Source organism: Stenotrophomonas sp. STEN018, from assembly GCF_056760235.1.
Genome location: NZ_JBRREK010000028.1, coordinates 58617 through 71808, shown reverse-complemented (window position 1 = coordinate 71808; position 13192 = coordinate 58617). Strand labels below are relative to the sequence as shown.

Here is a 13192-nt window from a genome sequence, read left to right as displayed (position 1 = left end):
CGCCGCTGCTGGGCGGCCTCGTGTCGCCGCGTCGCTCGGCGCGCCGCCGCCCCCCCCGCCGCCCCCCCCCCCCCCCCCCCCCCCCCCCCCCCCCCCCCACTACAGGAAGCAGATGCCGGGCGTTGCCCGGCAACCGCCTTCGATCAGGTCAACGCGATCGAGCGGGTCTTGCGCTCGGCCAGACGCTTTTCAAGATAGTGGATGTTCTGTCCACCGGCCTGGAAGCCCTGGTCGCGCATGATCCGCTGCTGCAACGCGACGTTGGTCTTGATGCCGTCCACCACCATCTCGCTCAGCGCCACCCGCATGCGGGCAATGGCGGTGTCGCGGTCCGGGCCGTGCACGATCAGCTTGCCGATCATCGAGTCGTAGTTCGGCGGCACCTTGTAGCCGGCATAGATGTGCGTATCAACGCGCACACCCGGGCCACCCGGCGGATAGAAGCCGGTGATCAGGCCGGGGCTGGGAATGAAGGTTTCCGCATCCTCGGCGTTGATGCGGCATTCGATCGCGTGGCCGTGCAGCACCACGTCGCTCTGCTTGATGGTCAGCTTCTGGCCGGAGGCAATACGCAGCTGCTCGGCAACCAGATCGATGCCGGTCACCATCTCGGTCACCGGATGTTCCACCTGCACGCGGGTGTTCATTTCGATGAAGTAGAACTTGCCGTCTTCGAACAGGAACTCGAAGGTGCCGGCGCCGCGGTAGCCGATGCGCACGCAGGCTTCCACGCAGACCTTGCCGATCTGCTCGCGCAGCTCGGAGGTGATGCCCGGTGCCGGTGCTTCTTCCACCACCTTCTGGTGGCGACGCTGCATCGAGCAGTCGCGCTCACCCAGGTGGATGGCGTTGCCCTGGCCGTCGGCCAGCACCTGGATTTCCACGTGACGCGGATTTTCCAGGTACTTCTCCATGTAGACCTCACCATTGCCGAACGCCGCCTTGGCTTCGGACTTGGTGGTCTCGATGGAGGCCTTCAACGCGCCCTCGGCATGCACCACGCGCATGCCGCGGCCGCCACCGCCACCGGAGGCCTTGATGATGACCGGGTAACCGATCTCACGGGCGATCTTGGTGTTGGCGACGATGTCTTCGCCCAGTGGGCCGCCCGAACCAGGCACGCACGGCACGCCGGCGGCCTTCATCGCGCGGATGGCTTCAACCTTGTCGCCCATCAGGCGGATGGTTTCCGCACGCGGGCCGATGAAGATGAAACCGGACTGCTCCACGCGCTCGGCGAAGTCGGCGTTCTCGGACAGGAAGCCGTAACCCGGATGGATGGCCTGCGCGTCGGTGACCTCGGCCGCGGCGATCAGCGCCGGGATGTTGAGGTAGCTTTCCGACGACGGTGCCGGACCAATACAGACCGACTCGTCGGCCATGGCCACGTGCTTGAGATTGCGGTCAACGGTGGAGTGCACCGCGACCGTGCGGATGCCGAGGGTGTGGCACGCGCGCAGGATGCGCAGCGCGATTTCACCCCGGTTGGCGATGACGACTTTATCCAGCATGGCCGGCGCCTCAGGCAATCACGAACAGCGGCTGGTCGAATTCAACCGGGCTGCCGTTCTCGCCGAGGATGGCCACCACGGTGCCGGACACTTCGGCCTCGATCGGGTTGAACATCTTCATCGCTTCGATGATGGCCAGGGTTTCGCCAGCCTTGATGGTCTGGCCGACGCTGACGAAGGCCGGCTTGTCCGGCGAGGACGAGGAGTAGAAGGTGCCGACCATCGGCGCGCGCTGCACATGGCCTTCCGGCAGGGCGTTGCCCGGCTTGGCGGTGCCGCCGGTGGAGGCTTCGGTCGGGCCGCTCATCGGCATGGCCGGGGCAGCAACCGGGGCAGCGGCATAGACCGGTGCCGGCGCGGGGACGTAGGTGCCAACCGGGTTACGCGACAGGCGTACGGACTCTTCGCCTTCCTTGATCTCGATTTCAGCCAGGTTCGACTCTTCCAGCAGGTCGATGAGCTTCTTGATTTTGCGCAGATCCATGAGGGCCTCTTTGGTTGCAGTAAGTCAGTAAGGAGTAGGCGCGGTGCGCCCGGGTCAAAGTTCGTAGAAATCGCGCAGCTGCCGGGTACGGTCCTGCGCGTGGGTGGTAAGACAGTGCATCTTCGCGCCATTGCGCGAGGTGCCATCGGCATTGAAGGCGTAGACCGCGTCGCAGTCCTTGTCGCGCAGCTGGATCCAGGCGCGCTGTGCCTCGATCAACTGCTGCTCGGCGGCGCCGCAATGCGTGCAGCTGCCATCGGCGGCCTGCTGCTGCAGCTGGCGGCGGGCCTGCTTGTAAGTGGTGTTCAACAGTGCGTCGGCATCGCTGGCACGGTCGGATGCGCACAGATCGCTCTCCATCATGCTGGTCACATTCGCGCAGTCGATGCCTTCGGCGGCGCGGTCCAGGTTCTGCGCATGGGCAGCTGCCAGCGGCAGGCACACCACGGCCATACCCGTCAGCAACCGTGGCAGCGTGTTCACGCAGCCGCTCCCACGCGGGCCAGTGCGGCGTCCATCGCATAGCGGTAGCTGTCGGCGCCGAAGCCGCAGATCACGCCCACCGCCTTGTCGCTCAGGTAGCTGTGCTGGCGGAACGGCTCGCGCGCATGCGGATTGGACAGGTGGATCTCGATGAACGGAATCGCCACCCCGGCCAGCGCATCGCGCAAGGCCACCGAGGTATGGGTGAAGGCGGCGGGGTTGATCAGGATGAAAGCGGTTCCATCGGCGCGCGCAGCCTGCACCCGGTCCACCAGCACATGCTCGGCGTTGGACTGCAGGTGTTCGCTCTGGTGCCCCTGTGCCTGTGCCTGTGCGGCGAGCGCAGCGTCGATCTGGGCCAAGGTGGTGTGGCCGTAGACGTCGGGCTCGCGGGTGCCCAGCAGGTTGAGGTTGGGGCCGTGAAGGACCAGCAGTTTTGCCATGTGCCAAGGGTCGGCGGGGAAGGGCGGCAGTGTGAGGGAAGCGGGGAATGCTGTCCAGTTCGGCGAAATTAGCAGTGTTTGAATCGTTTGTTTGAATTTTAGAGCTATGCCGGGGCAGCTTGTGGGCCAGTGCCTTTGGCTTGTATGGGATAGCGGCAAGGGGTGCTTGCCATGCCCGAGCCAAAAGCTGCGCTTTGGCGTGATGCGCGGAACTTGCGAGGAAATGAGCGAAGTTGGCCCTTCCCAGGAAGCCGCGACGACAAGAGCCCCTCTCTCGCCCGCGGGAGGGGGGTTGGGGTGAGGGCAGAGCGAAGCAGTCATCTTTGATTTGCGGGAAACCATCTGCGCCTGGCTTCGGACGATGAAGCCAAAGCCAAAGCTCCCCTCATCCGCCCCTCCGGGGCACCTTCTCCCGCAAGCGGGAGAAGGGCGGCAAGGGCCCCATGCCCCATCTTTGCTCGGCGCCCAGCCACAACTGCCAGTAATCGACGGTTAATAGACGACCGGTCTATTTGTAATAAGCTCCACACCATGAACCTATCCCCCAAAGCCCAAGCCACCCGCCAGCACATCCTGGACACCGGTTATCGGCTGGTCCTGCAGAAGGGCTTCGCCGCTCTCGGCTTGCAGGAAATCCTCAAGGCCTGCGCCGTACCCAAGGGCTCGTTCTATCACTACTTCGCGTCAAAGGAAGTGTTCGGCTGCGAGCTGCTGCAACAGTACGTAGACGACTACGGGCGCAAGCTAGAGCTGCTTCTGGCCGACGACGGCAACGGCCGCGAACGCCTGATGCGCTACTGGGACGCCTGGGCGCGTGACCCGGCCGACCCGGCGCAGGGTTGGGCCGAGGAATGCCTGGTGGTGAAGCTGGCCGCTGAAGTGTCCGACCTTTCCGAAGACATGCGCCGCGTGCTCGATCAAGGCGTACAACGATTGCTGCAGCGCATTGCCGCGCTGGTCGAAGAAGGTCGCGCCGACGGCTCGCTGCCGAACGGCAAACCCGCCCTGCATGTCGCCCGCGTGCTGTACCAGATGTGGCTGGGTGCGGCCCTGCTGTCCAAGCTCAGCCAGGACCGCCTGCCGCTGCAACAGGCGCGCGAAGCCACCGAACACCTGCTGTTGTGCGGCAACACCGTCGCAGCCTCTCCCCCCACCAATTGAAGGCAATGCCATGAATGTTCTGTTCGTACTGACCTCGCACGACCAGCTCGGCGACACCGGGCACAAGACCGGTTTCTGGCTGGAAGAGTTCGCCGCCCCGTACTACGTGTTCAAGGATGCCGGCGCCACCATCACCCTCGCATCGCCGGCTGGCGGCCAACCGCCGCTGGACCCACGCAGCGACGAGCCCGATGCACAGACCGCCGCCACCGACCGCTTCCGCAGCGACCCTGATGCCCAGCAGCAGCTGGCCACCACGCTGCCGCTGAAGCAGATCGACGCCGCCAAGTTCGATGCGGTGTTCTACCCCGGCGGCCACGGCCCGCTGTGGGATCTGGCCCGCGATGCCGATTCCATTGCCCTGATCGAAACCTTCGACCGCGCCAACAAGCCGCTGGGTCTGGTCTGCCATGCACCCGGCGCGCTGATCGCCGCCCGTGCTGCCGACGGCAAGCCACTGGTTGCTGGCCGCAAGGTCACCGGCTTTTCCAACAGCGAAGAAGACGCCATCGGCCTGAGCGCGGTGGTGCCATTCCTGATCGAAGACGAGTTCACCCGCCTCGGCGGTGATTACAGCAAGGGGCAAGATTGGGCGCCTTACGTACTCAGTGACGGCCACCTCGTTACCGGCCAGAACCCGGCCAGCTCTGAAGCCGTGGCCAAAGCGCTGCTCGCACAACTGGCCGGAGCCCCGTAGCCCGGGTAAGCGAAGCGCACCCGGGAAACAAGCGATCAACAACGCCCCCAAATTTGCATCCGACAGACGTACCTATACCAAGGAATCGGCAATGAAGATCTTCTACAAAACCCGCGCGACTGCCACCGGTGGCCGCGCCGGCCGCACCGCATTGGACGACGGCACCCTCGGCTTCGACTTGGCACTGCCAGGCTCCAACAAGGCCGGCACCAACCCCGAACAGCTATTCGCCCTCGGCTACGCCGCCTGCTTCGACAACGCCTTGCCAGTAGCCGCCAAGCAGCTGCAGTTGCAGCCGGCCGGCACCGCCACTTCGGTGGAAGTCGGCATCGGCCAGACCGCCGAAGGCGGCTACGCGCTGGATATCGACCTGCACGTAGAAGTGAAGGGCCTGCAGCAGGCCGATGCCCAGCGACTGGTCGAAGCCGCACACAAGATCTGCCCGTACTCCAACGCTACGCGCGGGAATGTTGATGTTCGCCTGCACGTAACCGCTGTCTGATTCCGGAATCAAAGCCAGATCAGTGGGTAGCGCGAGTAAATACTTGTGGGAGCGGCGTCAGCCGCGAAGCTGACGCTGCTTACGCGACTGGTATCTGTGTCACCTGAATATGTGCTTGCTTCGCGGCTGACGCCGCTCCCACAAAAGACCGATGCCCGGGCTCTGACCAGGATTCCTCCCCTCTCAACAGGAGACAAACATGCGCAGCGCCATCCACACCACCTTCGGTGAACCAGCCGACGTATTGGCCTTGGGCGACAGCCCCATCCCCCAGCCCGGCCCCGGCGAAGTACGGATCAAGACCCTGCTTGCGCCCATCCACAACCACGACCTGTGGACCGTACGCGGCAAGTACGGCTACAAGCCAACTTTGCCAGCCATCGGCGGCAGCGAAGCGGTAGGCATCGTTGAAGCACTGGGCGAGGGCGTCGAAGGCATCACCATCGGCCAGCGCGTCATGGCCGCCTCGGTGCACGGCACCTGGGCCGAATACTTCATCGCCCCCGCACGCATGGTCATTCCAGTGCCGGACGGCATCGCCGATGAAGCCGCAGCACAGCTGATCGCCATGCCGCTGAGCGCGCTGATGCTGCTGGAATTCCTGCAGGCCGAACCTGGCCAATGGATCGTGCAGAACACCGCCAACGGCGCCGTCGGCAAGACCCTGGCCATGCTCGCCGCCGCGCGCGGTGTGCACGTGCTCGGACTCGTGCGTCGCGATGCAGGTGTCGATGAACTCAAGGCACTTGGTATCAACAACGTGCTGTCGACAACACAGTCGGACTGGAAGTCGCGCGCACAGGCATTGCTCGGCGACAAGCTCGCACACGCAGCAGTCGACTCCATCGGCGGTCAGGCCAGCGCGGATCTGGTGGCACTGCTCGGCGACAACGGCACGCTGGTCTCGTTCGGCACCATGGCCGGCGAAGCCATGCAGATTCCCTCCGGCGACCTGATCTTCAAGCAGGCCACAGTGAAGGGCTTCTGGGGCAGCAAGGTAAGCCAGCAGATGTCGGTGGAGAACAAGCGGCGCTTGGTTGGTGAGCTGCTGCAGCGAGTGCTGAGCGGCGAATTGCAGCTGCCGGTGCAGGCGATCTACGAGCTGGGTGATGTTGCCGAAGCAGTGACCGCCAGCTTGCTGCCGGGCAAGACCGGAAAGGTTATGTTGAAGCCTTGAGTGGACAGCGTTGAAAGGTAGAGAAGCAAAGGCCTCGCATCACGGTGCGAGGCCTTTACCAGCAGGGTCGCGATGTTACTTCGTCTCTCGCTTGCCCAGGTACCAATCGAACGCCATCACCTCGTCCCAGTTCCTGCCCATCTTTGCCAGGATGTCCTCGCGTTGCATTGCCAGCAGGAATCGCTTCTCGATGGCGTTGTCGATGGCAGCGGCGGCGGCTTTCATGAAGCCGTCGCGGTTGCCATAACGCTCTTCAACGGAACGGCGCGGATCATTTGCGGCCACGCGCTCCGCACGTGTTCGCGCAAACGGAATGAACGCGCCATTGAGCCCGGAGATGTAGCCGAAACGTGCAAGTTCCGGCGACTTCCAATTCCATGCGGTGAAGGTGCCAAGCGGCACCGACGACATGGCACCGCGCCAGCCGCCCAGCTCGTTACCGTCGCTATCGACGGCAGGCACCAGCAGCGGATAAGCGCGGCCGACGCGGACCGGCTCGCTGATGATGCCGTTGCGTGCGTAGTCAGCACCCAGCTGGATCTGCCAAAGCGGCGGCGGACTGCTTGGTACGCGGATACCTGGGATGGTTGGGAACCCAGTCTGCGATGCTGCAACCAAGGTAGTGCCCGGAACCGGTGCAATCGAGGGCGGCGGAGCACGCCCATCGAGCGTCCACGTCCTGAGATTTTCGAGTTGAGCGTTCATGCCGTCGGCAAGGTCGACGTTTGCGTTGTAAGGGTAGGCGGCGTCTTTGCCCGCCTTGGTAAAGCTGCCTGGTGTGCGCAGTGCGTGCGGAACGCCCGCGAAGAAATACAGGCGGCTGTCCGTGCCCAACGCGACCGGCTGGCTGCCATCGGTGGTGGTCTGCAGCAGCGAGGCGTTGCGCGCCCAGTACTCGGAGCTGCTGATGATGTAGATGATCTTCGGCACGGTGTTGTCGTGTACCGCACGATCCAACAAGCCGGCATGGCCGCTGCCGTCGATGTCAGGCGTCGGGGTGTCTGCAAACGGATACAGATCAACCGCGCGCAGATTGCTCATCACCGAGCTTCCGGCCTCGCCAGGCAGTGCGTAGCGGTGATTGAAGGAGCCCCGTCCCGCGCCGGCCGTGGTGATCAGCATGCCGTCGAACACACGCTGGCCGTTTGCGCCGGTGTTGAACCCGCGATAGATGAAGTCCCGTAGAAAGCGGCCGCCTTGCGAGTAGCCATAGGCGAAGACCGCTGCCGCATCATCGGCGCGATTGTTCAGTTCGGACGCGATCTCGCGGTTCTTGAGGTGCGCGGCGAAATCACGAAACGCAGCCTGGCCAAGCCCCATGACAGGCGCATTCTCGCCTTCGTACACAAGGCTGAAGTAAGCATCTTTCGCCGCGGGGGTGTTCAGTGTGATGGAGCAGCGTGGATCGGCCGTTGCGTCGCTGGTTGCAGCGCCGAAACGCCATGCATCACGTGGCAGCATGGTTCCTGGGTCGTCGAAGCTTTCGTGCAAACGCAGCGCGGCCTTGGCTTGCTTGGCGTCGTAAGCACAATAAAAACCGTTGGCTGTGAGATCGAAGGTCTTTTGATCGGCCGCCATCTCGTCAGCGGCGAAGGTAGCTCGCACAGCGCTGTGCACACGTGCCACTGGGACCTGCAGGCCAAACTGATCCGCATCCAAGCGGGCCTGCCATCCGACCCACGCCAGCGAATAGCCCAGCTTGAAGAACGTCGGGTCCGCCAATTTCTCGACCTTGTCGGGCGACATCAAATCCAGCCCGTCTTCGGTTTCAAAGAAAAGGCCGTCCATTTCGGTCCGGCCGCGATTGCTTGCTTCCACCAGCGTGGTGTGATTTCCACGCGCGGCGTCGACCGGGCGAATCATCACAAACGGACCGGAATATTCGACCAACCCACGCGCATTACGGGGCGCATGGCGGATGTCGGCGACATCGCGGGCCGAGGTACTACGGGGATCAATGGCGTAGTGAACGACGCCCTGTAGCACTTCATACGCGCCAACTCGGTCGAACGCTTGTCCGTTCACCCACGGCTGCCGGCTGACAACCTCGATCGATATGACCTCGGCGCGTGCCAGCGGTGTGGCAAGGATGCCGGCAAGCAATGCGACGTACTTCAGCATGATGATCTCGTTTGATTGAATGCAGAAATCGCAGGCACATGGGATCTATAACGACGGCCGGTATGGCTGGCGAGAAGAGGTGTGCGGTGTTGTACGAAGTGGCCCGAAGTCGACGCGGGGGAAGTGTGGTTCTACGCAGTACGTGCAGGGAAAACAGGCTTGCGTTGCGTCGCGGAACTGTTTGAAAGCGTTCTGGAGAACAGCTGTGCAGTCGCAAGCCCAAAGCAGGGCATTCCGACGCTTTCTGCCCGACTGTTTAGTAACCGAAAGCGAACCTGCCATCGTCCCGCGCTGCGAGCGATTGGCGGTGGCCGAAACACGGAGGGCGCTGCGGTTGCATGGACTTCTTGGGCACCTCCTGTGAGTTGGTGTTGTAGTTGACCATAACACGGGATTTCTGGCCGTCAATATGCCAAAGCCCATGACTGATGACCTATCAACTCACATCGAATGCGACGTAACCCCGGTTATGCCGTTAACCCCGAAACCGCTCCAGCACACCCGCAGGATAATCCCGCTGGAACGGCAGGTCCTTGCGGTGCGCGTAGCCGATATAGCAATCGCAGCGCTGGTTCGGGCAGCCGCGCGGACGCAGCTGGGCCGCAAAGCTGCCGTCATATAGATTGCCCAGCGGCTCGGCGACGAAATGGCAGCGCTTTACGTTGCCGTCGCCATCCACTGACACCACGTTCTCGCCGGTGAAGCAGGGTGCGCCCAGGCTGGCCGAGGGTTCGAGGTTGAACTGGAAGTGCGGGTCCACGCGCTGTAGCTGTTGGATCTCGGCATCGCTGTAGTAACCCACAGGCCGCTCGTCATAAGCGTTGATCCACATCGGCACCTTGTCTGGCAGTTCACCGCGCAGCAGCTGGATCTCTTCCAGATGCTCACGCATCGCAACCATGCCAACCGTGTAACGCACGCCGCGCCGGGCCAGTTCATTGCAGCGGGCCAGGAAGGCGGCGCGGCTTACCTGCCCCGGGTGATAGGTGCACCACAGCGCGAAGCTGTCGAGATTGACGTCGTCCAGCCAGCGCGTGGCTATGCACAGGTTGGTCTGTATCACCACGCGGCGGACGTGCGGCATGTGACTCAGCTGCACCATCGCCTCGCGGTAGTGACGGCGCACCAGTCCTTCTCCCCACGGCGTGAACAGCACCGACAGCTCCATCGTCTGCTGCTGCGCCCAGTCGACAAAGCGCGCAAGGTCCTCGGCATCCCGGCGCAGGGCGGCGCGGGTGTCGTAGGTCTTGGCGAAGGGACAGTACGGGCAGTCGTAATTGCAACTGCTCAGCCGGCCGCGATAGAGGATGGAAAGATGCATGCGCGGCTCAATCCAGCTGGTAGTCGCGCATGCGCTCGGCCACGCCGGCGGAGATCAGCCACGGGCCAATGGTGTCGGCACGGGCAAGCCCGGTGTCGTTCAACGCAACCAGTGCATCCTCGCGCGTGGCCAATCCTTGCTCTAACAGCTCGCCCAGCTGCGGCAGATCTTCGAAGCACTCCGTGCCGAAGCGCTCGCGGTACTGCGCGAGATCCAGGCCCGGCTGCGCCAGCAGTGACTGGATCACGAAGCGGCGACGGCGCTCATCCTCATCCAGCCGCACGCCATAATCGATGTGGGCGAAGGAGGCCTCATCGCGTTCCAGGTAATGCGCAAGAATGTCCGCCACCGAGCTGCGGCTGACGCCGTACTCGCTGGAGTAGTGCAGGCCGCTGGTATACGAGCGGGCGCCGCAGCCGATGCCGACCATGCCGTCGCTCTGGCAGCAGTAGGCCGGCCCACCGGAATCCGGCGCGTTCGCCGCGCGGAACATGCGCATCGATACCTGCTCATAGCCCGCGGCAAGCAGGCGCTCGCGGCCGGCTTCATACAGCGCCAGCCGGTTGTCCACCGACTCGGGATGAATGACGAAGGAGCGCTTGCCGCCTTCCTTCGCACCGATGCGGTCCAGCCCGGTATGCGGGCGCACGTACAGCGGGTAGAGGTACAGCTCTTCCGGCTGGAAGGCGAGGGCGCTGTCGATCGAGGTCAGGAAGCTGGCTACGGTCTGCCCGGCGATGCCGTAGATCAGGTCCAGGTTGAGCGTTGGGATGCCCACTGCACGTATCTGCGCGATGGCTTCCTCGACCACCGCGCGTTGCTGTGGACGCACCAGCGAGCGTACTTCGGCATCGCTGAAACTCTGGATGCCCATGCTGACGCGGTCAATACCGGCGTCGCGGCAGATCTTCATCTTCGCCGCGTCCACGGTTTCCGGCGACACCTCGATGCCTGCGGGAATCGAATGCAGGTCGATATTGGCGTGGCGCTGCACGAAGTCGAACAGCCGCTGCAGCTGCGGCGCATCCAGATAGGTAGGCGTGCCGCCGCCCAGCGCGAAGCGCACGAAGCGGTGCTCGCCCAAAGCCTCAGCGGTCACCCGCAACTGCTTCTCCATCTGTGCCAGATAGGCCTCCACCTGCGCCGGCGCCGGCCGCGCCATCGCGAACAGGTTGCAGAAGCCGCAGCGGTAGCTGCAGAACGGCACGTGCAGGTACAGGAACAACGCATCACGCGGCTCACTCGCCCATGCATCGGCAAGCAGTGGCGGCTGTGTGATCGGCCGGTATGCGGACTTGTGTGGGTACGAGTACGAATAGGCCTGGTAGGGCTCGAGCTGCAGCAGCTCGGACAATCGATGGGCGGTCATGGGCTCAACACAAAATGCGCATAGGGGACGTTCATTACCGTCTCGTGGGCGAGCCGATGGCCGTGGAAGCCATCCTCGCCGTAAGCGGTGCCATGGTCGGAACAGATGATCACGAAGGCTGGCCCGCGCGCGCGCAAGGCCGCTAACAACGCCGCCAACTCGCCATCAACGTAGCGCAGCGCGGCGCAGTGGCTGTCCAGTCCATCAGCGTCGCAGCCGGGCAGGTAATGCCGGTTGGGCTGGTGGATGGCCGAGACATTGATGAAGATGAAGCAGCGCTGGTCGCCCGCTGCCTGCAGGCGCTCGCAGGCCAGTGCCACCTGACGCTCAGTAGAGTCGATCGCGGTCACGCCGAGCTCCGGCTGCCAGTGGCTTTCCTCGAACAGGCCCGGCAGTTGCGAGCCCAGCGCATTGCGACGGTTGAAGAAGCCAACGCCGCCAATGCAGATGGTGCGGTAGCCCTGGTCACGGAAGCCGCCGACGATGTTGGCACGGCCGGAGAACACGAAGGTTTCCGGCACGATGGTCTCGCTGCCTTCAAACTCCAGCGCGAACAGGCGCGGATGCGGACCCGGCCGCGCAGGCGTGGGCAGGAAGCCGGCAAAGAACGCTGAGTGCGCCGCATAGGTGAAGCTGCCCGGCGTATGTCGCAGGTCCCAGCCGGTGGCCGGCAAGTGCGGCGCGAGCACCGGCAACTCGCCGCGCTCGAAGCAGCGCTGGGCCGCATCGAAGCGCAGGGCATCTAGGGTGATCATCACCACGTCATGGCTGCCGACGATGCGGTGCATGTCGGGCAAGCTGGTCTCAAGCATGGGTGTACTCATTGATGGCAGAACGCGCAGGCGGCAACAGCGCCTGGTCTTCGTAGGTGGTGCGCCCGGCATGGCGCAGGTCCAGCAGCAGGTCGCCGAAGCCATTGGCTTCCAGCACCCAACTGCGCGTGCCGCGCACGATCAGGTCGAAGCCGATCATGCGGCAGGCGGGGAATGCAGCCGCGGCTTTCGCCGTGGCTGCTTGCAGATGAGTGATGGCATCGGCATTCAACAATGCTTCCAACTGCGTGCGTGCATTGCCCAGGTGCAGGTTGGTCAGCGCGCCCGCGCTCATCCGTGCCACCCGCTGCCGTGGCTGGCCATCCAGCGCGACCACGCGCACGTCATAGCGGCGGCCATCGCTGCCCGGCACGGTGGGCTTGGGAATCCAGCGTTCGATGTAGGCGCCTTGCTCGGCCAGCAGGTTCACCAATCGGGCGATATCGCGGTGGCGGTCGTAACGACGCTGCCGCAGCGAATTGAACACCCGCCAGCGGCCGTCCTGCTCCACCAGTTCCGCTGAACCATAGGCCACTTCGCGCCCATCGCGGTTGCGCGCGTAAGCCAGCACCCCGGCACCAGACGAACCGTAGCGGGCCTTGATGAAGACACGCTCGCAGGCGGAATCGCGCAGCCGCGCGCACAGGTCTTCATACCCACTGATCGCACTGAACAACGGCGGCACCGCCACGCCCGCATCGGCAAGCGCTTGCTGGCAGCGGAGCTTGTCCGACATGCAGGCCAGATCGGCCGGTGCATTGAGGTAGCGCGGCCCCGCCGGAAGCGAAGCCAGTACATCGGCAAAGCCGGCATACCAGAACTGCTGATGTACCAGCTCGCCATGCGCGGCCGGCATCGGGGCATGCCCGGCAGCACCTGACAATTCCCAGCCGCGCCGCACCAATGCCTGGTGCAGCTCAGGTGCTTCGCCCGGTGATTCCAGCTTGACGATCGCACCGGGCGCCTGCGCGAGTGCTTCAAGCAGCCGCGCAGGCTCGGCGAGCAGGGTTTCGTAGTCGAACACATGCGCGGCAGGCGCGCCCTGATCATGCAGGGCACGTTGCAGCCACGCGATACGGCGGCTGCCGCGCGGGCCGATCAACAGCCAATT

13 protein-coding genes are annotated in these 13192 nt (G+C 64.1%); 4 read left to right on the top strand and 9 right to left on the bottom strand.

Annotated elements, in window-relative coordinates:
- Window positions 1–143: 143 nt before the first annotated feature.
- The 4 genes from accC to aroQ are packed head-to-tail and all read right to left on the bottom strand — an operon-like array spanning window position 144 to window position 2921.
- The gene (gene accC, locus ACVOMB_RS12295; RefSeq protein ID WP_481531441.1) at window positions 144–1511 is read right to left on the bottom strand and encodes an acetyl-CoA carboxylase biotin carboxylase subunit; all 1368 of its coding nucleotides are present in this window, start codon (window positions 1509–1511) and stop codon (window positions 144–146) included.
- Window positions 1512–1521: 10 nt separating this feature from the next.
- Window positions 1522–1995, bottom strand: coding sequence for an acetyl-CoA carboxylase biotin carboxyl carrier protein (accB, locus tag ACVOMB_RS12290; RefSeq protein ID WP_481531440.1), 474 nt, complete (start codon window positions 1993–1995; stop codon window positions 1522–1524).
- A gap of 54 nt (window positions 1996–2049) precedes the next feature.
- Complete coding sequence (locus tag ACVOMB_RS12285) at window positions 2050–2478, bottom strand: lysozyme inhibitor LprI family protein (RefSeq protein WP_481531439.1); 429 nt, start codon at window positions 2476–2478, stop codon at window positions 2050–2052.
- Window positions 2475–2921, bottom strand: coding sequence for a type II 3-dehydroquinate dehydratase (gene aroQ, locus ACVOMB_RS12280; protein WP_293707546.1), 447 nt, complete (start codon window positions 2919–2921; stop codon window positions 2475–2477). The genes ACVOMB_RS12285 and aroQ overlap by 4 nt, the downstream gene beginning before the upstream one ends.
- 531 nt (window positions 2922–3452) lie before the next feature.
- On the opposite strand from aroQ, the gene ACVOMB_RS12275 reads away from it, so the two are divergent.
- The 4 genes from ACVOMB_RS12275 to ACVOMB_RS12260 all read left to right on the top strand — a co-directional run bounded on the left by ACVOMB_RS12275 (window position 3453) and on the right by ACVOMB_RS12260 (window position 6458).
- The gene (locus ACVOMB_RS12275; RefSeq protein ID WP_481531438.1) at window positions 3453–4082 is read left to right on the top strand and encodes a TetR/AcrR family transcriptional regulator; all 630 of its coding nucleotides are present in this window, start codon (window positions 3453–3455) and stop codon (window positions 4080–4082) included.
- A gap of 10 nt (window positions 4083–4092) precedes the next feature.
- Complete coding sequence (locus tag ACVOMB_RS12270; RefSeq protein WP_481531437.1) at window positions 4093–4779, top strand: type 1 glutamine amidotransferase domain-containing protein; 687 nt, start codon at window positions 4093–4095, stop codon at window positions 4777–4779.
- Window positions 4780–4870: 91 nt separating this feature from the next.
- The gene (locus ACVOMB_RS12265) at window positions 4871–5281 is read left to right on the top strand and encodes an organic hydroperoxide resistance protein (RefSeq protein WP_481531436.1); all 411 of its coding nucleotides are present in this window, start codon (window positions 4871–4873) and stop codon (window positions 5279–5281) included.
- Between the two features lie 199 nt (window positions 5282–5480).
- On the top strand, window positions 5481–6458 hold the full coding sequence (locus ACVOMB_RS12260; protein WP_481531435.1) for a zinc-binding dehydrogenase: 978 nt from the start codon (window positions 5481–5483) through the stop codon (window positions 6456–6458).
- A 75-nt stretch (window positions 6459–6533) separates the two neighbouring features.
- Here the strand turns inward: ACVOMB_RS12260 and ACVOMB_RS12255 are convergent, their stop codons facing one another.
- From ACVOMB_RS12255 to ACVOMB_RS12235, 5 genes are all read right to left on the bottom strand, one after another.
- Window positions 6534–8579 carry an alpha/beta hydrolase domain-containing protein gene (locus ACVOMB_RS12255; protein WP_481531434.1) on the bottom strand — a complete coding sequence of 682 codons (2046 nt, stop codon included), beginning with the start codon at window positions 8577–8579 and terminating at the stop codon, window positions 6534–6536.
- Window positions 8580–9054: 475 nt separating this feature from the next.
- On the bottom strand, window positions 9055–9900 hold the full coding sequence (locus ACVOMB_RS12250; protein ID WP_481531433.1) for an STM4011 family radical SAM protein: 846 nt from the start codon (window positions 9898–9900) through the stop codon (window positions 9055–9057).
- 7 nt (window positions 9901–9907) lie between these two features.
- Entirely contained in the window at window positions 9908–11269 is a 1362-nt protein-coding gene (locus tag ACVOMB_RS12245) for an STM4012 family radical SAM protein (RefSeq protein ID WP_481531432.1), read from the bottom strand.
- Window positions 11266–12081 (bottom strand): STM4013/SEN3800 family hydrolase, encoded by an 816-nt coding sequence (locus ACVOMB_RS12240; RefSeq protein WP_481531431.1) that lies wholly within the window; start codon window positions 12079–12081, stop codon window positions 11266–11268. The genes ACVOMB_RS12245 and ACVOMB_RS12240 overlap by 4 nt, the downstream gene beginning before the upstream one ends.
- On the bottom strand, window positions 12074–13183 hold the full coding sequence (locus ACVOMB_RS12235) for an STM4014 family protein (protein WP_481531443.1): 1110 nt from the start codon (window positions 13181–13183) through the stop codon (window positions 12074–12076). Before ACVOMB_RS12235 ends, ACVOMB_RS12240 begins: the two co-directional genes overlap by 8 nt.
- Between the last annotated feature and the right edge of the window lie 9 nt (window positions 13184–13192).

Bases quoted from the DNA above. Each gene is read 5' to 3' on its own strand.
- accC (WP_481531441.1), bottom strand. From the start codon at position 1,511: ATGCTGGATAAAGTCGTCATCGCCAACCGGGGTGAAATCGCGCTGCGC.
- accB (WP_481531440.1), bottom strand. From the start codon at position 1,995: ATGGATCTGCGCAAAATCAAGAAGCTCATCGACCTGCTGGAAGAGTCG.
- aroQ (WP_293707546.1), bottom strand. From the start codon at position 2,921: ATGGCAAAACTGCTGGTCCTTCACGGCCCCAACCTCAACCTGCTGGGC.
- ACVOMB_RS12275 (WP_481531438.1), top strand. From the start codon at position 3,453: ATGAACCTATCCCCCAAAGCCCAAGCCACCCGCCAGCACATCCTGGAC.
- ACVOMB_RS12270 (WP_481531437.1), top strand. From the start codon at position 4,093: ATGAATGTTCTGTTCGTACTGACCTCGCACGACCAGCTCGGCGACACC.
- ACVOMB_RS12265 (WP_481531436.1), top strand. From the start codon at position 4,871: ATGAAGATCTTCTACAAAACCCGCGCGACTGCCACCGGTGGCCGCGCC.
- ACVOMB_RS12260 (WP_481531435.1), top strand. From the start codon at position 5,481: ATGCGCAGCGCCATCCACACCACCTTCGGTGAACCAGCCGACGTATTG.
- ACVOMB_RS12255 (WP_481531434.1), bottom strand. From the start codon at position 8,579: ATGCTGAAGTACGTCGCATTGCTTGCCGGCATCCTTGCCACACCGCTG.
- ACVOMB_RS12250 (WP_481531433.1), bottom strand. From the start codon at position 9,900: ATGCATCTTTCCATCCTCTATCGCGGCCGGCTGAGCAGTTGCAATTAC.
- ACVOMB_RS12245 (WP_481531432.1), bottom strand. From the start codon at position 11,269: ATGACCGCCCATCGATTGTCCGAGCTGCTGCAGCTCGAGCCCTACCAG.
- ACVOMB_RS12240 (WP_481531431.1), bottom strand. From the start codon at position 12,081: ATGCTTGAGACCAGCTTGCCCGACATGCACCGCATCGTCGGCAGCCAT.